General features: G+C 56.2%; 16 protein-coding genes. 9 read left to right on the top strand and 7 right to left on the bottom strand.

All coding sequences use genetic code 11. The features are described 5' to 3' along the window. The first annotated feature begins 291 nt into the window (after window positions 1-291). From xylF to xylR, 4 genes are all read left to right on the top strand, one after another. The gene (gene xylF / locus ACQG11_RS08255) at window positions 292-1284 is read left to right on the top strand and encodes a D-xylose ABC transporter substrate-binding protein (RefSeq protein WP_022649746.1); all 993 of its coding nucleotides are present in this window, start codon (window positions 292-294) and stop codon (window positions 1282-1284) included. Window positions 1285-1356: 72 nt separating this feature from the next. Further along, window positions 1357-2898 (top strand): xylose ABC transporter ATP-binding protein, encoded by a 1542-nt coding sequence (locus ACQG11_RS08260; protein WP_063152813.1) that lies wholly within the window; start codon window positions 1357-1359, stop codon window positions 2896-2898. Continuing rightward, complete coding sequence (gene xylH / locus ACQG11_RS08265) at window positions 2876-4057, top strand: xylose ABC transporter permease XylH (RefSeq protein ID WP_003860151.1); 1182 nt, start codon at window positions 2876-2878, stop codon at window positions 4055-4057. Before ACQG11_RS08260 ends, xylH begins: the two co-directional genes overlap by 23 nt. Before the next feature lie 34 nt (window positions 4058-4091). Next, the gene (gene xylR / locus ACQG11_RS08270; RefSeq protein ID WP_038416899.1) at window positions 4092-5270 is read left to right on the top strand and encodes a D-xylose utilization transcriptional activator XylR; all 1179 of its coding nucleotides are present in this window, start codon (window positions 4092-4094) and stop codon (window positions 5268-5270) included. A gap of 35 nt (window positions 5271-5305) precedes the next feature. Here xylR and ACQG11_RS08275 read toward each other — a convergent pair whose 3' ends face one another. Beyond that, a complete protein-coding gene (locus tag ACQG11_RS08275; RefSeq protein WP_022649749.1) occupies window positions 5306-6130 on the bottom strand; it encodes a protein bax in 825 nt (274 codons plus the stop codon). Window positions 6131-6443: 313 nt separating this feature from the next. On the opposite strand from ACQG11_RS08275, the gene ACQG11_RS08280 reads away from it, so the two are divergent. Together ACQG11_RS08280 and avtA are read left to right on the top strand one after the other, a co-directional pair. Then, window positions 6444-8474 (top strand): alpha-amylase, encoded by a 2031-nt coding sequence (locus ACQG11_RS08280; RefSeq protein ID WP_063163875.1) that lies wholly within the window; start codon window positions 6444-6446, stop codon window positions 8472-8474. A 242-nt stretch (window positions 8475-8716) separates the two neighbouring features. Continuing rightward, complete coding sequence (gene avtA / locus ACQG11_RS08285) at window positions 8717-9970, top strand: valine--pyruvate transaminase (RefSeq protein WP_045622149.1); 1254 nt, start codon at window positions 8717-8719, stop codon at window positions 9968-9970. 7 nt (window positions 9971-9977) lie between these two features. On the opposite strand, the gene ACQG11_RS08290 is transcribed toward avtA, so the two are convergent. Then, window positions 9978-10433, bottom strand: coding sequence for a 4Fe-4S dicluster domain-containing protein (locus tag ACQG11_RS08290; protein WP_045309001.1), 456 nt, complete (start codon window positions 10431-10433; stop codon window positions 9978-9980). A 93-nt stretch (window positions 10434-10526) separates the two neighbouring features. Further along, entirely contained in the window at window positions 10527-11345 is an 819-nt protein-coding gene (locus tag ACQG11_RS08295; RefSeq protein ID WP_022649753.1) for an AraC family transcriptional regulator, read from the bottom strand. Window positions 11346-11570: 225 nt separating this feature from the next. Between ACQG11_RS08295 and ACQG11_RS08300 the strand changes: the two genes are divergently transcribed. Both ACQG11_RS08300 and ACQG11_RS08305 read left to right on the top strand, forming a co-directional pair. Further along, window positions 11571-12971, top strand: coding sequence for an MFS transporter (locus tag ACQG11_RS08300; protein ID WP_022649754.1), 1401 nt, complete (start codon window positions 11571-11573; stop codon window positions 12969-12971). 10 nt (window positions 12972-12981) lie between these two features. Beyond that, window positions 12982-14931 (top strand): glycoside hydrolase family 127 protein, encoded by a 1950-nt coding sequence (locus ACQG11_RS08305; RefSeq protein ID WP_032626985.1) that lies wholly within the window; start codon window positions 12982-12984, stop codon window positions 14929-14931. A gap of 132 nt (window positions 14932-15063) precedes the next feature. Here the strand turns inward: ACQG11_RS08305 and aldB are convergent, their stop codons facing one another. After that, a complete protein-coding gene (aldB, locus tag ACQG11_RS08310; protein WP_023307168.1) occupies window positions 15064-16602 on the bottom strand; it encodes an aldehyde dehydrogenase AldB in 1539 nt (512 codons plus the stop codon). A 166-nt stretch (window positions 16603-16768) separates the two neighbouring features. On the opposite strand from aldB, the gene ACQG11_RS08315 reads away from it, so the two are divergent. Next, window positions 16769-17653, top strand: coding sequence for an ROK family protein (locus ACQG11_RS08315; RefSeq protein ID WP_022649757.1), 885 nt, complete (start codon window positions 16769-16771; stop codon window positions 17651-17653). Window positions 17654-17656: 3 nt separating this feature from the next. On the opposite strand, the gene selB is transcribed toward ACQG11_RS08315, so the two are convergent. The 3 genes from selB to ACQG11_RS08330 all read right to left on the bottom strand — a co-directional run bounded on the left by selB (window position 17657) and on the right by ACQG11_RS08330 (window position 21589). Then, entirely contained in the window at window positions 17657-19495 is a 1839-nt protein-coding gene (selB, locus tag ACQG11_RS08320; RefSeq protein WP_063163874.1) for a selenocysteine-specific translation elongation factor, read from the bottom strand. Next, window positions 19492-20877 carry an L-seryl-tRNA(Sec) selenium transferase gene (gene selA, locus ACQG11_RS08325; protein ID WP_426728302.1) on the bottom strand — a complete coding sequence of 462 codons (1386 nt, stop codon included), beginning with the start codon at window positions 20875-20877 and terminating at the stop codon, window positions 19492-19494. Before selA ends, selB begins: the two co-directional genes overlap by 4 nt. A 103-nt stretch (window positions 20878-20980) precedes the next feature. Further along, complete coding sequence (locus tag ACQG11_RS08330) at window positions 20981-21589, bottom strand: glutathione S-transferase (protein WP_046620387.1); 609 nt, start codon at window positions 21587-21589, stop codon at window positions 20981-20983. Window positions 21590-21884 lie beyond the last annotated feature (295 nt).

The raw sequence follows: 21884 nt of genomic DNA on the forward strand, positions 1-21884 counted from the left end.
CGTTATTTCACACTGCTATTGAGAGAATGCGCAATTGTGCGCTGGCTCGCAAAATAATGTGCAGACAAACTATTTTTCGGCGCGCATTCCAGAATCAAATGTAATTAATAGGTTACGCTTTTTAAAATCCGATCGCGGTCATAAATTCAGAAATAAACCAAATATCGTAATGAGAAGATAAAAATCTGTAATTGCCAGCAGGCCTTTCCACGTTAAAAATTTGCTGCGTCTCAGCAGTGAATGTTTCTTTTATCTCAGCTACACATACCCCTACAAAAAGGCCTAATAATTATGAAGATAAAGAACCTGACCCTAACGCTCTGCACTACTCTCCTGCTTGCAAGCTTTGCCGGCCACGCCAAAGAAGTCAAAATCGGCATGGCGATTGATGACTTACGCCTGGAGCGCTGGCAAAAAGATCGCGATATCTTTGTTAAAAAAGCGGAATCTCTCGGTGCGGAGGTGTTCGTTCAGTCCGCTAACGGCAACGAAGAGACGCAAATGTCGCAAATTGAGAATATGATCAACCGTGGCGTCGATGTGCTGGTCATTATCCCGTATAACGGCCAGGTATTAAGCAACGTGGTGAAAGAAGCAAAACAGGAAGGCATAAAAGTCCTGGCTTATGACCGCATGATTAATAATGCGGATATTGATTATTATATTTCGTTCGACAATGAAAAGGTGGGTGAATTACAGGCTAAAAGCTTGATCGCAAAAGTGCCTCAAGGGAATTATTTCCTGATGGGCGGCTCGCCTGTGGATAACAACGCCAAACTGTTCCGTCAGGGACAAATGAAAGTGCTGAAGCCGTATATCGACGAGGGCAAAATTAAAGTCGTCGGCGATCAGTGGGCTGACGGCTGGTTACCGGAAAACGCGCTGAAAATTATGGAAAACGCGTTGACCGCAAATAACAACAAAATCGATGCAGTGGTGGCCTCTAACGACGCCACTGCGGGGGGCGCCATTCAGGCGCTGAGCGCGCAGGGTCTGGCCGGGAAAGTCGCTATTTCCGGACAGGACGCCGACCTTGCGGGTGTAAAACGCATTATCGCGGGTACCCAGACTATGACGGTCTATAAGCCCATTACCGAGCTTGCCAATACGGCCGCCGAAATTGCCGTTGAGCTGGGAAATGGCCAGCAACCTAAAGCAGACGCGACGTTAAATAACGGCCTGAAAGACGTGCCAGCTCGCCTGCTTACCCCTATCGAAGTCAACAAAGAGAATATTGACGCCACGGTGGTGAAAGACGGTTTCCATAAGAAGAGTGAACTGTAATCCAGCGCAGCCCCTGCCCGGCGGGGGCGCATCGACCTGCCCTGTTCATCTGTCGGGCTATGCGGAGCAGTTATGTCTTATTTACTTGAAATGAAAAGCATCACCAAAGCCTTCGGAGCGGTGAAAGCGGTCGACAACGTAAGCCTGCGGCTGAACCCCGGCGAAGTGATGTCGCTGTGCGGCGAAAACGGCTCGGGGAAATCCACGCTGATGAAGGTGCTGTGCGGGATCTATCCGCACGGCAGCTACGAGGGCGAAATCGTCTTTGCCGGTGAGGTGCTTCAGGCCACGCACATTCGTGATACCGAACGTAAAGGCATCGCTATCATTCACCAGGAGCTGGCGCTGGTGAAGCACCTTACCGTGCTGGAAAATATCTTTCTTGGGGTCGAACTCTCGCGCCACGGCGTACTGGATTACGACACCATGACGCTGCGCTGCGAAAAACTGCTGGCCCAGGTGAGTCTCGCTATCTCACCGCATACGCGCGTGGGCGACTTAGGTTTGGGCCAGCAGCAGCTGGTGGAGATCGCCAAGGCGCTAAATAAACAGGTACGCCTGCTGATCCTCGACGAGCCAACCGCCTCGCTCACCGAACAGGAAACCGCCGTTCTGCTCAATATCATCCGCGACCTGCAAAACCACGGTATCGCCTGCATCTATATTTCGCACAAGCTCAATGAGGTGAAAGCTATTTCCGACACCATCTGCGTCATCCGCGACGGGCAGCACATTGGCACGCGTGAAGCAGAAGGCATGAGCGAAGATGACATCATCACCATGATGGTGGGTCGCGAACTCACCGCACTGTATCCCAACGAACCACACACCATAGGCGAAGAACTCCTGCGCGTGGAAAACCTGACGGCGTGGCATCCCGTTAACCGCCACATCAAGCGCGTGGATAACCTCTCCTTCTCGCTGCACCGCGGCGAAATTCTCGGTATTGCGGGTTTAGTGGGTGCCGGAAGAACCGAGGCCGTGCAGTGTCTGTTTGGCGTCTGGCCGGGGCGCTGGGAAGGCAAAATTTATATCGACGGTCAGCCGGTAAAAATCGACAACTGCCAGCAGGCCATTGCCAAAGGCATTGCTATGGTGCCCGAAGACCGCAAAAAAGACGGCATCGTGCCGGTCATGGCGGTGGGAAAAAATATCACGCTGGCGGCGCTCAGCCAGTTTTCCGGCGCGCTGAGCAGCCTGGATGATGCCGCAGAACAGCAGTGTATTCTTCAGTCACTTGCCAGGCTCAAGGTGAAAACCTCCTCGCCGGAACTGGCGATAGGTCGCCTGAGCGGCGGCAACCAGCAGAAAGCGATTCTGGCGCGCTGCCTGTTGCTTAATCCGCGCATTTTAATTCTGGACGAACCCACGCGCGGGATCGATATCGGCGCGAAGTATGAAATCTACAAGCTGATCAACCAGCTTGTGCAGCAAGGGATTGCCGTCATTGTTATCTCGTCCGAATTGCCTGAAGTGCTGGGGCTGAGCGACCGCGTGCTGGTCATGCACGAAGGAAAACTCAAAGCCAACCTGAACAACCAGAACCTGACGCAAGAGCAGGTGATGGAAGCTGCCTTAAGGAGCGAACGCCATGTCGAAAAGCAACCCGTCTGATATCAAAGTCGCTGTTCCGACGCCCGGTGCGTTCGCAGGACTTAAATCGTTGAATCTGCAAGTTTTTGTAATGATTGCCGCCATTATCGTCATCATGTTGTTCTTTACCTGGATGACCGATGGCTCCTATTTGAGCGCACGTAACGTCTCTAACCTGCTGCGTCAGACCGCCATCACCGGGATCCTGGCGGTGGGGATGGTCTTTGTGATTATCTCAGCGGAAATTGACCTGTCGGTAGGGTCGATGATGGGTCTGCTCGGCGGCGTGGCGGCAATTTTTGACGTCTGGCTCGGCTGGCCGCTGCCGCTGACGATTGCGGTCACGCTGGTACTGGGTCTGCTGCTGGGTGCGTGGAACGGCTGGTGGGTGGCCTACCGTAAAGTCCCGTCGTTTATTGTCACCTTAGCAGGGATGCTGGCCTTCCGCGGTATTCTGATTGGGATCACCAACGGCACTACCGTCTCCCCGACCAGCGCCTCGATGTCCCAGATTGGCCAAAGCTACCTCTCTGATGGCGTCGGTTTTACGATCGGCGTGGTTGGGCTGATGGCGTTTGTCGCGTGGCAATGGCGAGGACGCATGCGTCGCCAGGCGCTGGGGCTGGCCTCGCCTGCCTCAACCTCGGTTGTCGGCCGTCAGGCGCTTACTGCGGTGATTGTGCTGGGGGCCATCTGGCTGCTAAACGATTATCGCGGTGTCCCAACGCCCGTTCTGCTGCTGGCGCTGTTGCTGTTAGGTGGGATGTTTATGGCCACACGTACCGCATTCGGTCGCCGTATTTATGCTATCGGCGGCAATCTTGAAGCCGCGCGTTTATCTGGTATCAACGTCGAGCGCACCAAACTCGCCGTCTTTGCCATCAACGGCCTGATGGTAGCCATCGCGGGGCTGATCCTCAGCTCACGTCTGGGTGCGGGTTCCCCGTCTGCCGGTAATATTGCCGAGCTGGACGCCATCGCCGCCTGCGTGATTGGCGGGACCAGCCTCGCCGGAGGCATTGGCAGCGTGGCGGGTGCGGTGATGGGCGCATTTATTATGGCTTCGCTGGATAACGGGATGAGTATGATGGACGTGCCGACGTTTTGGCAGTATATCGTCAAAGGGGCCATTCTTTTGCTGGCAGTCTGGATGGACTCTGCCACCAAGCGGCGCGCCTGAGAACCGTATCGTGACTAATTTGGGAAAGTGAGCCATGTTTGAAAAGCGTCACCGCATTACGTTGTTATTCAATGCCAACAAAGCCTATGACCGTCAGGTGGTTGAGGGGGTTGGTGAATATTTGCAGGCGTCGCAATCCGAATGGGATATTTTCATCGAAGAAGATTTCCGTACCCGTCTGGAGAACATCAAAGACTGGCTGGGAGACGGGGTTATCGCTGACTTTGACGACCCCGTGATTGAACAGTTGCTGAGTGGTGTCGACGTACCTATCGTGGGCGTTGGCGGCTCTTACCATTCAGCGGAACATTACCCCCCCGTTCACTACATCGCCACGGATAACCATGCCCTGGTTGAGACCGCCTTCCTCCATTTAAAGGAGAAAGGCGTCCATCGTTTTGCGTTTTACGGATTGCCCGCCACCAGCGGAAAGCGCTGGGCGATGGAGCGTGAGTATGCCTTCTGCCAGCTGGTTGCCCAGGAGAAGTATCGCGGCGTCGTTTATCAGGGGCTGGAAACCGCGCCAGAAAACTGGCAGCACGCACAGAATCGCCTGGCTGACTGGCTGCAAACGCTGCCGCCCCAGACAGGGATTATCGCCGTGACGGACGCCCGCGCCCGCCACGTATTACAGGTGTGCGAACATTTGCATATTCCTGTGCCTGAAAAGCTGTGCGTGATTGGTATTGATAACGAAGAGCTTACACGCTATCTGTCGCGCGTGGCGCTCTCATCCGTGGCGCAGGGTACCCGTCAGATGGGCTATCAGGCCGCGAAGCTGCTGCACAGACTGTTAGACAACGAATCCCTGCCGCTCCAGCGTCTGCTGGTTCCGCCCGTTCGCGTGGTCGAGCGTCGCTCAACTGACTACCGTTCCTTAAACGATCCGGCCGTGATTCAGGCGATGCACTACATTCGCAATCATGCCTGCAAAGGGATTAAGGTCGATCAGGTACTGGATTCGGTCGGCATTTCACGTTCGAATCTGGAGAAGCGGTTTAAAGAGGAAGTCGGTGAGACGATCCACGCCGTGATCCATGCGGAAAAGCTGGAGAAAGCGCGCAGTCTGCTGATCTCCACCTCGCTGTCGATCAACGAGATTTCACAGATGTGCGGCTATCCGTCGCTTCAGTATTTCTATTCGGTGTTCAGGAAAGAGTATGACACCACGCCGAAGGAGTACCGGGAACGGTACAGTGAAGTCCTGCTCTAGAAAAAAGAACGCCTTCCAGTGGAAGGCGTTTTTCATTACATATGTGCGGCAATCAGACGCTGGTTATCCTGGTACATGGAGAACAGGTAGTTGTTGTAGCGCTGTCCCTGGGTGGAATAACCTTTCAGCTTGTGGATCATCGCCGTGGCCGTCACTTCCTGGTCCGCCTTACGCAGCTGCGCGCGTGACTTACGGAACGAAGAGTAGGCCGGGTGGGTGTTCAGATTCACCACATAGGCATTCACGGAATCTTTCACCGATTCAAACTGTGAATAGCCCTTCACCTTGCCGGGTGCATTAGTACAACGACCTTTTGCGCATTTCATGCCAAACAGATTATTGTTGTTGCGCGCCAGCTTCGAGGTGCCCCAACCGCTTTCGGCGGCGGCCATTGTCGCGACCATACTGCCTGGAATAATGTCCACACGCTCTAACAGAGTGTTCCACGGCACACGACGCGTGTTCCCGCTCCACTTCACTTTATAGCGTTTGGCGATATCTTTCAGGCGAGTGCGCTCAGACGGCGACCAGCGGCTATCGTACTGTTTGGCGATCAGCCAGTTACGATCCGCAGTAATCGCGGCATTTTGACTTTTAATGTAAGGCATTACCGTCCGGAGAAACGCTTTTTTCCTTGGTGTCCCGGAAGGGTATTTTCGCAAATCAGGAAGTGAACTACTCTTTGCACTATTGCGAGAATACTCTTGTTTACTGCTAACCTTACTGCTTGTCGTCTTTATTACGTGGGCTTTCTTACTCGTTGTATCCGTGTGCGTCTTTGCAAGCACCTCACCTGAAAATGCCATGGTGAGTAACATGAGTATCGCGGCCCCATATCGTCGAATGGGAGTCGATATCATTAGGTCTCCTGGTCGGATATAAGCATTCCAACACCTTATTTTCTTCAAAATTTGAGAGCGGAATCTCAAATCGTACCAAAAATAGTCTTCAAGAGCACGTCTATAAATAGTCCAATTCCGAAACTATGTCATCCGGAACATGCTCATTAAAGCACCAACACTGGAAAAATGTGCGCGATATCGCAGATAACTGCCTAATTTTGCGCGGGATCACTCATCCCTACGCGTCCTCCTGGCAGAAAGCCTCAGAGGAGGAGTTTTTCCCCTGAGCCGAATGGCACACTGGTCAAAAATGCCGCGACAGGAAAATGGAATGAAACGCACTGCATTAGTTGTTCTGATGTTACCCGCATTCGCGCATGCCGACTGGTCATCGCCGGGATTTGACGCATTCAACGCTGAAGGTACCGGCGTCTTTACCAGCCAGGCAACGCTTGCGAAGGGTACCCGTCCACTGACGTTGAGTCTTGACAACGCGTGCTGGCAGCCGACAAAGGCCATTAAGCTCAACGAGATGCTGTCGCTCAAACCGTGCGAAGGCACGCCACCGCAGTGGCGGTTATTCCGTGACGGCGTTTATCAGATGCGTATTGATACGCGCTCTGGAACGCCGACGCTGATGCTGACGGTACAAAGTGCGGCGCCACAGCCTGTCGCAAACGTTACCCGCCAGTGCCCGAAGTGGGACGGCAAACCGCTCACGATCGACGTCGTTAACACGTTCCCGGAAGGCACGGTGGTGCGTGATTTTTACAGCAAACAGACCGCGACCGTTCAAAATGGCAAAGTGACTCTTCAGCCAGCCGCCAACAGCAATGGCCTGCTGCTGCTTGAGCGCGCCGAAACGGACAAACCCGCGCCGTTCAGCTGGCAAAACGCCACCGTCTATTTCGTGCTGACCGATCGCTTCGTGAATGGCGACCCCACCAACGACAACAGCTATGGCCGCCATAAAGATGGTATGCAGGAGATAGGTACTTTCCACGGCGGCGATCTGAAAGGGCTTACCAGCAAACTGGATTACCTTCAGCAACTGGGCGTGAATGCGCTCTGGATAAGCTCCCCGCTGGAGCAGATCCACGGCTGGGTTGGCGGCGGCACCAAAGGGGATTTCCCCCACTACGCGTATCACGGTTATTACACCCAGGACTGGACGAAACTCGACGCCAACATGGGCAACGAAGATGATTTACGCCAGCTTGTCGACGACGCGCACAGGCGCGGTATCCGCGTCCTGTTTGACGTTGTCATGAACCACGCGGGCTATGCGACGCTTGCAGATATGCAGCAATATCAGTTTGGCGCACTCTATTTACAGGGAGATGAGCTGAAAAAAACGCTCGGCGAACGCTGGACTGACTGGAAGCCAGGCGCGGTTCAAAGCTGGCACAGCTTCAACGATTACATCAACTTCAGTGACAAAGCCGCATGGGAAAAATGGTGGGGTAAAAAATGGATCCGTACCGATATCGGTGATTACGACAACCCGGGCTTTGACGACTTGACCATGTCCCTGGCCTTCCTGCCGGATCTGAAAACGGAATCAAAAACCCCGTCAGGTTTGCCGAACTTTTATCAACACAAGCCCGACACCAACGCGAAAGTGATGACGAATTTCACGCCGCGAGATTACCTGACCCACTGGCTTAGCCAGTGGGTACGTGACTACGGCATCGACGGTTTCCGGGTCGATACCGCCAAACACGTTGAGCATGAAGCCTGGCAGCAACTGAAAGACCAGGCCAGCCAGGCGCTGGCCGCGTGGAAGGCCGCCAACCCGGACAAAAAACTCGACGATGCGCCGTTCTGGATGACCGGTGAGTCCTGGGGCCACGGCGTGATGCAGAGCGATTATTACCGTCACGGCTTCGATGCGATGATCAACTTTGACTATCAGGAGCAGGCGGCGAAAGCAGTGGACTGTCTGGCAGATATGGATTTGACCTGGCAGCAAATGGCAGAAAAGCTGCAAAGTTTTAATGTGCTGAGCTATCTCTCCTCCCACGATACGCGTCTGTTCCGTGAAGGGGGTCAGCGCGCCGCTGAGTTACTGCTGCTGGCGCCGGGAAGCGTGCAGATCTATTACGGCGATGAATCAGAGCGTCCATTTGGTCCGACGGGCTCCGATCCGCTACAGGGAACCCGTTCGGATATGAACTGGCAGGACGTCACGGGTAAACAGGCGTTAACTGTCGCCCACTGGCAGCTTCTGGGGCAGTTCCGCGCCCGTCATCCGGCTGTGGGTGAAGGCAAGCAAACAACGCTGTCAGTGAAAGAAGGCTACGGCTTTGTGCGCGAGCACAAGGGCGATAAGGTGATGGTGGTGTGGGCGGGTAATCAGTAGAACAGCCCCCTCACCCTAACCCTCTCCCCTAAGGGGCTAGGGGATTGCACGGTGCGGTCTTTCACCCTCGCCCCTTTGGGGAGAGGGTCGGGGTGAGGGGTACATTCATCAGAAGGATTCACTGCAATAATCCCTCTCCACCATACAAAACAACAAATCCGACCACATCCGCCGATTTGCACCAACACGGTGCTGGCGTTATGGTTACTGCCTTTCATATTAAGCCCGACAGATCACCTGCTATGACGTTTTCACAATTCGGCGACAAATTTACCCGCCATTCAGGCATTACCCGCCTGATGGAGGACCTCAACGACGGGCTGCGCACCCCAGGCGCTATCATGCTTGGCGGCGGAAACCCGGCTCAAATTCCGGAGATGAACACCTACTTCCAGACGCTGCTGGCAGACATGCTGGAAAACGGTAAAGCAACCGATGCGCTATGTAATTACGACGGCCCTCAGGGTAAAACAGAACTACTGACGCTTCTGGCGGCAATGCTGCGGGAAGCGCTGGGTTGGGATATCGAACCACAGAACATTGCACTGACAAACGGCAGTCAGAGCGCGTTTTTCTACTTATTCAATCTGTTCGCCGGACGCCGCGCCGACGGCACCACGAAAAAAGTGCTGTTCCCGCTGGCACCGGAGTATATCGGCTATGCCGATGCCGGCCTCGAAGAAGACCTGTTTGTTTCCGCACGTCCGAATATCGAGTTGTTGCCAGAGGGCCAGTTCAAATATCACGTCGATTTTGAACATCTGCATATCGGTGAAGAGACGGGCATGATCTGCGTATCTCGTCCCACCAACCCGACGGGGAACGTGATCACCGACGACGAGCTGATGAAGCTGGATGTGCTGGCGAATCAGCACGGCATCCCGCTGGTGATCGATAACGCCTATGGCGTACCGTTCCCGGGTATCATCTTCAGCGAAGCGCGTCCGCTGTGGAACCCGAACATCATCCTCTGCATGAGCCTCTCCAAGCTGGGCCTGCCGGGCAGCCGCTGCGGCATTATCATTGCTAACGAGAAAATCATCACCGCCATTACCAACATGAACGGCATTATCAGCCTTTCCCCTGGCGGCATCGGCCCGGCGATGATGTGCGAGATGATCAGGCGTAACGACCTGCTGCGCCTGTCAAATGAGGTGATCAAGCCGTTTTACTCTCAGCGCGTTCAGGAAACTATCGCCATCCTTCGCCGCTACTTACCGGAGGAACGCTGCCTGATCCATAAACCGGAAGGGGCAATTTTCCTGTGGCTGTGGTTTAAGGATCTGCCCATTACGACAGAGCTGCTTTATCAGCGTCTGAAAAAGCGTGGCGTGCTGATGGTGCCGGGGGATTACTTCTTCCCGGGACTGGATAAACCGTGGCCGCATACGCACCAGTGCATGCGCATGAACTACGTCCCGGACCCGGAAAAAATCGAAGCGGGTGTGAAAATTCTCGCCGAAGAGATTGAGAACGCCTGGCGCGAGGCCGGTTAATAAAACCTCAGGCCAGATTACGCAGCCGTTCCACGCGTAGTCTGGCGGGGTCTATGCAGCGCAGCGCGTGGGTGGGACAGGCTTCGACGCAGGCGGGACCGCCCTCGCGATGCATGCACAAATCACATTTCAGCGCCTGAACGCGATCTCCCACAACCCGAACCTGCATTGCCCCGAACGGGCACGCCACCATACAGCTTTTGCAGCCGATACAGCGAGCCTGCTCAACGAGCCAGGCTCCCGCAGCACGGTGAATGGCCCCCGTCGGGCAGACATTCGCGCAGGGCGCATCTTCACACTGGTGGCAGCCCACGGCCGTGGTGAAGGTTCCCCCCTTAACCACGCGGATACGTGACGTAAATGCTTCTGGCGTGGCGCTGCTTTGATGCGACATCATGCACGCCACCTCACAGGTGCGGCACCCGATACATTTTTCAGGATCCGTCAGAATAAATCGGTTCATCAGTTATGCCTCGCGTGCATTAAAACCCGGTTCTGAGCACATCATACATAACGTCCGAGGCAGCGAAGGTGTGATGGGTCAAAGAGGATGCGCTCATCCGGAATTAATATGCTCTTTACAGTACCGCCGTTTCCAGACGGCGGGCGTTAACCCGGTATGTTTCGAGAATATTTGCCGGAAATAACCCACGTCATTAAAACCGCACCGGGTGGCCACTTCAGTTAATGAGGCCGCATCGTTCAGCAACAATTTTTCAGCGGCCCTGACGCGCTGGCGGTGTATTGCCTCCGTCAGGGTTAAATGAAACGTCCGGCGAAATACTCGCCCCAGGTAATCTGCATTGCAATGCAGCTCTTTCGCCAGCTGTGAAGTGGATATGGGCAAATGAAAGTGAGTGCGGATAAGCTGTTTGGCCTTCCACGCCATTGCTGCGCCCGCATCATCCGCTTTATCTTCATATCCCGGCGAGAGCGATATCTGCTGCAAAATTAACAGCAAAATTATCTCCAGCGCCTGGCTACGCTGTAATTTTTCCTGCTCGCTTAAAAACTGACGGAATAACGCAATAACATATTGCGGATCCCGCACGCTACAGTGTTGCTCAATCGACAGTGGCGTCGCACCTGGCAACGCAGGCAAGCCTTCATCCACCTCAAAATGCAGCCAGTAAAATTTGAGATCGCCCGGAAAATCTTCCACGCCGACATGCCGCCGCTTCGGCCAAAGTAATAAACTCTCGCCGGCGTTTACCTCAAACAGCGTATTTTCCTCCTGGATCGTTAATGTCCCTTTTTCGACAAAGATTATCTCCCACGAAGATAATTTTCGTGCGGGATGACGACCCACGCCCCGGGAGATAAATAACCCGCCATTTTGAACCTTAATCGGAAGTGCTATGGATAATTCAAGCATGGATATTCAATTCCCCGCTTTTATGGTGGCTAATATTGCGTTTATTGTTTGATTATTAATAAATATCAGCAGAACAGCTCGATCAAACTCACAGTTTTACCATCAGGTCGGAATCGTCACCTTTTTATACTTTTCCCTTCCCTTGTTGGTCTGCCCGTTGAATGCAGAATAAATGGGGTACCTTGCACAAATACGATAAAAAATCGTTTATCGAGGAGTTACCCCATGACTTCCACACCGATTACAGACGCAGAAGTTGCAAAACAGGCAGCCGATGACCGGCTGTCAGTCCGCGAGAAAATTGGCTACGGCCTGGGCGACGCGGGCGGCACGGTAATTACCTGCCTGATCATGAACTTCCTGACCTTTTTCTATACCGATGTATTTGGCCTGACGCCCGCGCTGGTGGGCACGCTGTTTATTGCCCTTCGGGTATTTGACGCGATTTCCGATCCGGTGATGGGCGTGATTGCCGACCGCACGCAGAGCCGCTGGGGGCGTTTTCGTCCGTGGCAGCTGTGGGTCGCGCTTCCCATCGGGATCGTCGGCGTGCTGACCTTCACCGTCCCGGACGCCAGCATGGGCGTGAAAATCGCCTGGGCGTTCGGCACCTATCTGTTGCTTTCAGTGGGCTATACCGCCATCAACGTGCCATATTGCGCGCTGATCAACACCATGACCACCCGCCACAACGAGGTAATATCCTGCCAGTCCTGGCGCTTCGTACTGTGCGGCGTGGCGGGCTTTCTGGTCTCCGTTGGCCTGCCGTGGCTGGTGTCAGAGCTGGGACAGGGCAATACCGCCCGGGGTTATCAGCTGGGCGTCGGCGTACTGTGCGCCATCGCTGTGGTGATGTTCTTGTGCTGCTTCTTCTGGGTGCGCGAGCGCGTCCCGCTTGCGCTGATGGGGAAATTCACCCTGCGCGAGCACCTGGCGGGCCTGCGTAAAAACGATCAGCTGCTGCTGATGCTGGTGATGTCGTTTCTGCTGATCAACGTCTTCAACATTCGCGGCGGCGGGTACATGTACTTCATCACCTACGTGCTTCAGGGCAGCACGGCGTACACCTCGCTGTTTTTCACCATGGTGACCTTTGCCGCCATTCTGGGCGCGGTGATCGTCAACCCGCTGTCGCGGCGGATTGATACCGTCAAACTCTACTACTACACCAACCTGGTGCTCGCTGCGCTTGCTATGGGAATGTGGTTCCTGCCAGGTGGCCCGGCGCACCAGACGCTCTGGCTTATCGTGATTTTAAGTAACGGCGTGATCCTGGGCTTCACCCTGCCGCTTCACTTCTCGCTAATGGCCTTTGCCGATGACTACGGCGAATGGAAAACCGGCGTGCGCTCCTCGGGGATGAATTTCGCCTTCAATCTATTTTTCATCAAGCTCGCGTGGGCATCCAGCGCCGGGATCATCAGCCTGGTGTTTATTGCCGTGGCCTATCAGCCAGGCGCGGGCAACCAGACACCCGCCTCATTGCAGGGCATCACCGCCATGGAGACGCTGCTCCCTGCCCTTTTCCACCTGCTGCTGGCGGTCGCTATCCGCTGGTGCAGGCTTAACAATCCCGTGATGTCGCGCATTGCAACCGATTTGCGCCAGCGTCATGTACAGTCCTGAGGAGAACGATATGACCATAATGGAAGCCGACCTGCATCAGCTGAAAATCAACGACCCGTTTCTTGGTCAGTACCAACGGCTGGTCCGCGATGTGGTAATCCCCTACCAGTGGGATGCGCTTAACGATCGCGTGGCGGAGGCTGAACCCAGCCACGCCATCGCCAACTTCCGCATCGCGGCCGGTCTGGAACAGGGGGCGTTTTACGGGATGGTCTTTCAGGACAGCGACGTGGCGAAATGGCTCGAAGCCGTAGCGTGGTCGCTGTGCCAGAAGCCGGATGCCGAACTGGAAAAAACCGCCGACGAGGTGATCGAGCTGGTCGCAGCGGCGCAGTGTGAAGATGGCTATCTCAATACCTATTTCACGGTGAAAGCACCGGCCGAGCGCTGGACCAATCTGGCCGAATGCCACGAACTGTACTGCGCCGGACATATGATTGAAGCGGGCGTGGCGTATTTCCAGGGAACCGGAAAGCGCCGCCTGCTGGACGTGGTGTGCAGGCTGGCGGATCATATCGACAGCGTGTTTGGCCCGGGCGAAAACCAGCTGCACGGCTATCCGGGCCACCCGGAAATCGAGCTGGCGCTGATGCGGCTGTACGACGTCACGCAGGAGCCACGCTATCTCAATCTGGTGAAATACTTTATTGAGGAACGCGGCACACAGCCTCACTTTTACGATATCGAATATGAGAAGCGCGGCAGAACGTCATACTGGAACACCTATGGCCCGGCGTGGATGGTCAAGGACAAAGCCTACAGCCAGGCGCATCAGCCCCTTGCCGAACAACAAACGGCCATCGGCCACGCCGTGCGTTTTGTCTATCTGATGGCGGGCATGGCGCATCTGGCGCGCCTGAGCAACGACGAAGGGAAACGTCAGGATTGCCTGCGGCTGTGGAACAACATGGCACAGCGCCAGCTGTACATCACCGGCGGGATTGGCTCGCAAAGCAGCGGCGAGGCATTCAGCAGCGATTACGATCTGCCCAACGATACGGTCTATGCCGAAAGCTGCGCCTCCATCGGCCTGATGATGTTTGCCCGCCGGATGCTGGAGATGGAGGCGGACGGCCACTACGCCGACGTGATGGAGCGCGCACTATACAACACGGTGCTGGGTGGCATGGCGCTGGACGGTAAGCATTTCTTTTATGTGAATCCGCTGGAAGTGCACCCGAAAACACTGGCCTTTAACCATATCTATGACCACGTTAAACCGGTGCGCCAGCGCTGGTTCGGCTGCGCCTGTTGCCCGCCGAATATTGCGCGCGTGCTGACCTCGCTGGGGCACTATATTTATACCGTTCGCCCGGACGCGCTGTTGATCAACCTGTACGTGGGAAACGATGTCGCCATTCCGGTGGGGGAAAACACCCTCCAGCTGCGTATTAGCGGAAACTATCCGTGGCATGAGCAGGTGAAAATCGAGATAACCTCACCAGTTCCGGTGACTCACACGCTGGCCCTGAGGCTGCCGGACTGGTGTGCGGAACCGGCTGTTTCGCTCAATGGTCAAGCCATTACAGGCGAGGTCTCCCGTGGATACTTATACCTCAACCGCAGCTGGCAGGAAGGCGACACGCTGACGCTGACGTTACCGATGCCGGTCCGCCGCGTGTACGGCAACCCGCAGGTGCGCCAGCAGGCGGGGAAAGTCGCATTGCAGCGTGGGCCGCTGGTTTACTGCCTGGAAGAAGCCGATAACGGCGCAAATCTGCATAACCTTTCTTTGCCGCAAGACAGCGCGTTTCGGGTATTTGAAGGCAAAGGCATTTTCGCGCACAAGATGCTGATACAGGCGGAAGGGATCGGGTGTCAGGCGAAGGACACTGATGCCCTGTGGCAGTACGACCACTCGCCGGTAGAACGTCAGCCCCAGACGCTGACCTTTATTCCATGGTTCAGCTGGGCAAACCGGGGAGAAGGGGAAATGCGGATATGGGTGGATGAAGGCTGAATAACTGCGGCCTGTTGCCCTCACCCCAACCCTCTCCCACGGGAGAGGGAGTAAAAAGTAGGCCGGGTAAGGCGAAGCCGCCACCCGGCTTTAACCCGGCTCAGGCCGCCCGGGACGGCCTGAGCCGGGAGATTAAAACAGCCCCAGCGGTTTATCGGAGTAGCTGACTAACAGACATTTCGTTTGCTGGTAGTGCTCCAGCATCATCTTATGGGTTTCGCGCCCGATGCCCGACTGTTTGTAGCCGCCAAACGCCGCATGAGCCGGATAGGCGTGATAGCAGTTTGTCCATACGCGTCCGGCCTGAATGCCGCGGCCCATTTTATAGGCAAGGTTACCGTTACGGCTCCAGACGCCCGCCCCCAGGCCATACTGCGTGTCGTTAGCGAGCTCCAGCGCCTCGTCCATGGTTTTAAACGTGGTGACGGCCAGCACCGGTCCAAAAATTTCCTCCTGGAAAACGCGCATGTTGTTCTTACCGAACAGGATGGTCGGCTCAAGGTAGTAACCCTCCTGCAAATCGCCGCCCAGCACCTTACGACGACCGCCGGTCAACACATCGGCCCCCTCTTTTTTACCGATATCAATATAGTTGAGGATGGTTTCCAGCTGGCCATGCGATACCTGCGCTCCCATCTGGGTGACGTTATCCAGCGGATTACCGCTGCGAATCGACTCCACGCGCCGGATCGCCCGCTCCATAAAGCGCTCATAAATGGATTCCTGCACCAGCGCGCGGCTCGGACAGGTGCAGACTTCACCCTGGTTGAACGCGAACAGCGCAAACCCTTCCAGCGCTTTGTCGAAGAAGGCGTCCTCTTCATCCATCACGTCGGCAAAGAAGATGTTCGGCGATTTCCCGCCCAGCTCCAGGGTGACCGGAATGATGTTCTGGGTCGCGTACTGCATGATCTGCTGACCCACTTCCGTTGAGCCGGTAAACGCCACTTTAGCAATACGCTTTGAAGTAGCCAGATATTCGCCGATCTCTCCCCCGGCCCCGTTGACCACGTTAATGACCCCCGGCGGCAACAGGTCGCCAATCACCTCCATCAGCAGCAGTACCGAAAGCGGCGTTAAGCGTGCAGGTTTCAGCACCACGCAGTTACCCGCCGCCAGCGCGGGCGCCATTTTCCAGCTCGCCATCAGCAGCGGGAAGTTCCACGGAATAATTTGCCCCACCACGCCGAGCGGCTCGTGGAAGTGATACGCCACGGTATCTTTGTCAACTTCACTTATTCCCCCCTCCTGGGCACGAATGCAGGACGCAAAATAGCGGAAATGGTCGATCGCCAGCGGCACGTCCGCCGCCATGGTTTCGCGGATCGGCTTGCCGTTGTCCCACGTTTCTGCGGTCGCCAGCAGCTCCAGATTCTGCTCCATCCGATCGGCGATTTTGAACAAAATGGCCGCTCTGTCCTGAACGGACATTTGCCCCCACTTATCTTTCGCCTTATGCGCCGCATCCAGCGCTAAATCGATATCCCGCTTGCCCGAACTGGCAATTTCACACAGCGGCTGGCCGGTAACGGGCGTCAGGTTGGAATAGTATTCACCGTCGACGGGCGCCACCCAGTCGCCGCCGATAAAGTTGTCATAGCGGGGCTTCAGCTTAAGGGGAAAACCATACTCGCCAGGCTGGATACGCGATGAGGGAGGATTGTTTGTCATGACCGTCTCCTTGCTGTTGTTGTACAACAAGGGTAGTTCCGGCTGGTGATTTTCTCGCCAGCGGGTAGCGGGTTTACGAGCCGCATCACGGATTACCGTACTTTACGTTTCGTTTCTGCCGCCGCAGCCATACTTAATAGCTCAAGGGCTCATGAGGAATGATGCAATGCAGCTATTTATCGGCTTTGACGTGGGTGGAACCCACATCAAACACGGCGTAATTAATGAAAACGGCGAAGAACTGACATCCGATGAATATGATACGCCGGACGATGAAAGCACCTTCAAAGAGAAGTGGAAAACGGTAGTGGATAAATACTGCCAGGAGCACGAGATCGCCAGTATTGGCGTGAGTTTTCCAGGACATATCAATCACCATACTGGCGAAGCGGCCAAAGCCGGGGCGCTGGACTATCTTGACGGCGAAAACCTGTGCGAACTGTTCGCACAGCTGACCGATCTCCCCGTGACAATCGAAAACGATGCCAATTGCGCGGCGCTGGGCGAGCGCTGGCAGGGCGCGGGCAAGGACTATGAGCATTTCGTTTGCATCACCATCGGCACCGGCATCGGCGGCGGTATCGTCATGGAGGGCGATCTCTACCGCGGGTCGCACTACCGGGCGGGTGAGTTTGGCGTGCTGCCCGTAGGCAATGAGGGCGAACCGATGCATGAAGTGGCGTCCGCCAGTGGCCTGATGAAAGCCTGCCGCCGCGCGCTGGCCGTGTCGGAAGATGAGATGCCTGATGGTGAGGAGCTGTTTAAACGCATGGACAGCGACGTACATCTGCGCGAGGCCATTGAAGCGTGGGCGCATTGTCTGTCGCGCGGTATTTACAGCGTGATCTCTATGTTTGATCCGCAGGCGGTGCTGATTGGCGGCGGCATTAGTGAGCAGGAGAAAATCTATCTCCTGCTGGATAAATATTTACAGCGATTCGAGGAGTGGGAAGCGCTCCGGGTGCCCATCCTTCCCTGCGAGCTGGGTAACCAGGCGGGAAGGCTGGGCGCGGTCTGGCTGGCTAAGCAGAAGCAGGCGCGCAGCGCTTAACGCTTACGGAAATAACTGCGCGTCGCGTAGCACATGGTCATTGCCACGACGACGCGTAAACCCGATGCGGTTGAAATACTCCAGGATCTGAATCGCCAGTTTGCGTCCTACGTTCAGCCGATCGCGGAAGTCTGCGGCGCAGGTTGATCCGCGCGCCTGATCCAGCTCCCGGATCAGGTTCGCAAACGCAACGATCCGATCGTTGCGGTAATAACGATCTTTCACGATCGCCACAATCATGCCCTGCTGCGCCGCATGCCGCAGTACCTGACGCATCAGCTGCTCATCGGTATTGGTTTCACGCGCCAGATCGCGCACCCACCAGGGTTCATCGCCAAACAGCGCCGCCACTTTTTGCCAGACCGCGTCCTGCTCAGCGGTAAAACCGGCCTTATGTTCCGGCAGGTGCAGCCAGCCGTGATGACTTGCAATCACGCCGCTTTCACGCATGTTTTCAATCAGCAACAGCACCAGTGCGTCGTCTTCCATGGGCAACGCCATGCGCCGCAGACGTTCACGGCCCGGGCCTGGCTCATCCTGATGCTGTTCATGGTAGGTCGCCAGCGTGCTCAGCACTTTACGCTGCCAGCGCGCCGCCACCGGCGCGTTCAGCAGGCTGTTGCCAGCCTGAATAAAACCCGGCTCCTGCGTCAGAAGACGCAATCCTTCACCGCTGAGCTGGCGCGCCCAGGCGAACGCAGCCAGATCCACCGCACCACGCTCAAGGTGGATATCTAACGCAGACTTGTCGTCACGGGCCTGGGCCAGCGAGGCCAGCCACGCTAAATACTCGGGCTTACGCTTGCCGCGACGGGGCGGATTCAGCATCACCACGCGGGCGCCCGCCAGGGTTTCGCGCGCGGAGATGTCGCGCAGAACCAGGCGGTCGTTATCCGCCAGCCAGAGCGGGGAGTCGAACACCAGTTCGGCGAGATCGTTTTCCAGCAGCGACACGCGTCCGGTGATGTGGCTGGCCGCGTGATGGATATGCAGCGGCTGCCACTGGGTCAGCGGCGTGTGGGTCTGTAGAGAAACGATAATCCGTTCAGAAGGCTCCGGCGGCGCGTCGGCCAGCAGCCAGTCGCCGCGGTTAAGCTGGTCTTTTTCGGCATCACCAGCAATATTCAGGGCGATACGCTGCCCGGCGTGGGCCTGTTCCACCGGCTGGTTTTGCGCGTGAAGCACGCGCACGCGCATGGGTTTGTTCACGCCCGTCAGCCACAGGGTATCGCCCACGTTAACTTCGCCACTCAGCGCGGTACCGGTCACCACCAGCCCAGCCCCTTTCACGGTAAACGCCCTGTCGATCGCCAGACGGAAGCGGTGATGGCTGGCATGCTCACGAGACGGGATCTGCTGCAAATGGTCGCGAAGAGCGTCGATACCGCGGCCTTCTGTCGCCACGGTGACAAACAGAGCGGCATCCTTAAAACCATATTCACTCAGCGCCGCCAGCACCTCTTCACGCACCTCGTTGATACGCACCTCATCCACACGGTCCGCTTTGGTGAGGGCGACGGTCAACTGCGGGTTTCCCGTCAGTTGCAGGATCGCCAGATGCTCGCGCGTTTGCGCCATCACCCCGTCATCGCACGCGACAACCAGCAGAGCGTGATCGATCCCGCCCACGCCCGCGAGCATATTGGAAAGAAACTTCTCGTGGCCGGGCACGTCGATAAAGCCCAGCACGCGACCGTCGGGCTGTGGCCAGTAGGCGTAACCCAGGTCAATGGTCATGCCGCGCTTTTTCTCTTCCGGCAGGCGATCGGCATTCACGCCCGTAATGGCCTGCAATAACGTGGTTTTGCCGTGGTCAACGTGACCGGCGGTGGCAATAATCATTTCAACATCATCTCCAGAAACCGCCCTTCATCTTCCAGGCAGCGTAAATCCAGCCACATACGACCATCACCGATCCGGCCAATCACTGGCGTCGGTAATGCACGCCAGCGCGCCGACAGCGCCTCAAGCTGGCTTCCGCGTCCGTCGCGCGGGGTGAACGTCAGCGCTTCGCTCGGTAACCTGTCCACGGGCAGCGAGCCGCTGCCAATTTGCGACAGGCAAGGCTCGATACGAACTTCAAACTCAGGGTAATGAGGAGCAATCTGCGGCAGTAGCGCTTCCGCCCGCGCGCGAACAGAGGCTTCATCACGGCTCAGCAAACGCAACGTGGGCAGGCGGTCAGCCAGTTTCTCCGGGTGGAGATAGAGCCGCAGCGTGGCTTCCAGCGCGGCCAGCGTCATTTTATCGGCACGCAGGGCACGCTTCAGTGGGTGCTGCTGTAGCTGCGCAATCAGCTCGCGCTTGCCGACGATAATCCCCGCCTGCGGCCCGCCCAGCAGTTTATCGCCGGAGAAACTGACCAGGCTTACGCCCGCAGCAACCATTTCCTGCACCATTGGCTCTTTCGGCAGACCGTACTGGCGCATATCCACCAGCGACCCGCTGCCGAGATCGGCAATCACCGGCACGTTTAGCTCGCGCCCGATGGCGGCCAGTTCGGCCTCTTCCACCGTTTTGGTGAACCCCTCAATGTGGTAATTACTGGTATGCACTTTCATCAGCAGGGCGGTGTTTTCATTCACCGCAGCGCGATAATCTTTTGCATGGGTACGGTTGGTTGTGCCCACTTCATGCAGCGTGCAGCCCGCCTGGCGCATGACATCCGGAATACGAAACGCCCCGCCGATCTCCACCAGCTCGCCGCGAGAGACGACAACCTCTTTTCCGCTCGCGGTGGCCGCCAGCATTAACAGCACCGCCGCCGCGTTGTTATTCACAATGCAGGCATCTTCCGCGCCGGTGATCTGGCAGAGAAGATCCGCCAGTGCGCGATCGCGATGCCCGCGCCCGGCGCCGTCCAGATCGTACTCCAGCGTCACCGGCGAGCGCATGGCCCGGGTGACGGCCTCTATTGCTTCTTCTGCCTGCTGTGCCCGGCCCAGATTGGTGTGCAGAACCGTGCCCGTCAGGTTAATAACCGGGCGCAACGCGCTCTGCCCGTGCTTGCTCAGCCTGCGTTCAACTTCCTGCGCCCATGCCTCGCACCAGCCGGGTAGCGCGTTTTCAGCCTGAATATGGCGACGCGCATCGTCCTGAAGCTGGCGTAGCATGTCGACCGTTGCAGTATGGCCAAACTGCTCCAGCACCGCAGTGATGCGCGGATCACGAAGCAGACGATCGGTAGCGGGGATCTGGCTGTAGAGGGAATGATGAGTAGTCATGAATGCGCCTGGCGAGTAAATATCTTCCCCCCTCCCGACGGGAGAGGGAGTTAACATGTGGGGGGATTGTACCGCCTCCCGCCAGGAAGTGTTATAACCCGCATCAAGCCTTTGGTGGTTCAGTCCGGGCGAAACTTTCGCGCTGGAAGAGCGTCTCCGCCAGTTTGACCAGCAGCGGACGATCCACGCACCAGCCCGGCGAGACGCGGCGGAAATTAAGGTAGCCAATGGCGCAGGCGATGGCGATCGTCGCCAGATTCAGGCTATCGCTCTGAATTTTCCCGTCGCGGATCAGCTGTTCGCACATATCCAGGCTGCGGCTGATTTTTTCGCGCTGGCGCAGCAGCTCATTTTCTGACTGCTGGGCGGCGGGCCTTGCCTGCTCGCGTACGGACGTTAATGCCGCATCCATAATGCCATCCGCCAGGGCTTCAATTTGCTTCATCGCCAGCGCCGCTTTTGGATCCGCCGGCAGCATGGCTGGCGCAACGCCAAGCAGCTCGATGTACTCCGCAATGATCGGGGAATCAAACCAGTAGTCGCCCTCGTCCGTTACCAGCGCCGGGACTTTCCCCAGCGGGTTGTACTGCGCAACGCCGTTCTCTGCGTGGTACGGTTGTTCATTTACGAATTCAAATTCAATCCCTTTCTCCAGCAGGAGAATCGAAATCTTACGCACGAAAGGACTGGTATAACTGCCGATGAGTTTCATTGCTTATCCTTAATGCCCATAAAGAGGTCAGTATGGATCAAGCCGTGAAAAAAGGCAGGTGTACGTATCGCATTCCTGCCGTGAGGGGATACGGGAGAAATCTGCATAAAAATATTTTGTGAATCAAATCACAATCTGGAAACAAACAGCCAACTTAACATTGTGATATTAATCACAAAATAGCCCTCATTTTGGCGTAATTCTGAGCAATGTATTTTTTTTACACACCCATTATGTGATCGCGATCACTTCATTAATATCCTCACCCCCTACATTCATGTGATTCAGATCACAC

This window comes from Enterobacter cloacae complex sp. 372C4, assembly GCF_050030615.1.
Taxonomy (GTDB): domain Bacteria; phylum Pseudomonadota; class Gammaproteobacteria; order Enterobacterales; family Enterobacteriaceae; genus Enterobacter; species Enterobacter intestinihominis.

Coding starts and splice junctions, on each gene's coding strand:
- avtA (WP_045622149.1), top strand. CDS start 8,717: ATGACGTTTTCACAATTCGGCGACAAATTTACCCGCCATTCAGGCATT.
- ACQG11_RS08330 (WP_046620387.1), bottom strand. CDS start 21,589: ATGAAACTCATCGGCAGTTATACCAGTCCTTTCGTGCGTAAGATTTCG.
- aldB (WP_023307168.1), bottom strand. CDS start 16,602: ATGACAAACAATCCTCCCTCATCGCGTATCCAGCCTGGCGAGTATGGT.
- ACQG11_RS08305 (WP_032626985.1), top strand. CDS start 12,982: ATGACCATAATGGAAGCCGACCTGCATCAGCTGAAAATCAACGACCCG.
- ACQG11_RS08280 (WP_063163875.1), top strand. CDS start 6,444: ATGAAACGCACTGCATTAGTTGTTCTGATGTTACCCGCATTCGCGCAT.
- xylF (WP_022649746.1), top strand. CDS start 292: ATGAAGATAAAGAACCTGACCCTAACGCTCTGCACTACTCTCCTGCTT.
- ACQG11_RS08290 (WP_045309001.1), bottom strand. CDS start 10,433: ATGAACCGATTTATTCTGACGGATCCTGAAAAATGTATCGGGTGCCGC.
- ACQG11_RS08315 (WP_022649757.1), top strand. CDS start 16,769: ATGCAGCTATTTATCGGCTTTGACGTGGGTGGAACCCACATCAAACAC.
- ACQG11_RS08300 (WP_022649754.1), top strand. CDS start 11,571: ATGACTTCCACACCGATTACAGACGCAGAAGTTGCAAAACAGGCAGCC.
- xylR (WP_038416899.1), top strand. CDS start 4,092: ATGTTTGAAAAGCGTCACCGCATTACGTTGTTATTCAATGCCAACAAA.
- selA (WP_426728302.1), bottom strand. CDS start 20,877: ATGACTACTCATCATTCCCTCTACAGCCAGATCCCCGCTACCGATCGT.
- ACQG11_RS08260 (WP_063152813.1), top strand. CDS start 1,357: ATGTCTTATTTACTTGAAATGAAAAGCATCACCAAAGCCTTCGGAGCG.
- selB (WP_063163874.1), bottom strand. CDS start 19,495: ATGATTATTGCCACCGCCGGTCACGTTGACCACGGCAAAACCACGTTA.
- xylH (WP_003860151.1), top strand. CDS start 2,876: ATGTCGAAAAGCAACCCGTCTGATATCAAAGTCGCTGTTCCGACGCCC.
- ACQG11_RS08295 (WP_022649753.1), bottom strand. CDS start 11,345: ATGCTTGAATTATCCATAGCACTTCCGATTAAGGTTCAAAATGGCGGG.
- ACQG11_RS08275 (WP_022649749.1), bottom strand. CDS start 6,130: ATGATATCGACTCCCATTCGACGATATGGGGCCGCGATACTCATGTTA.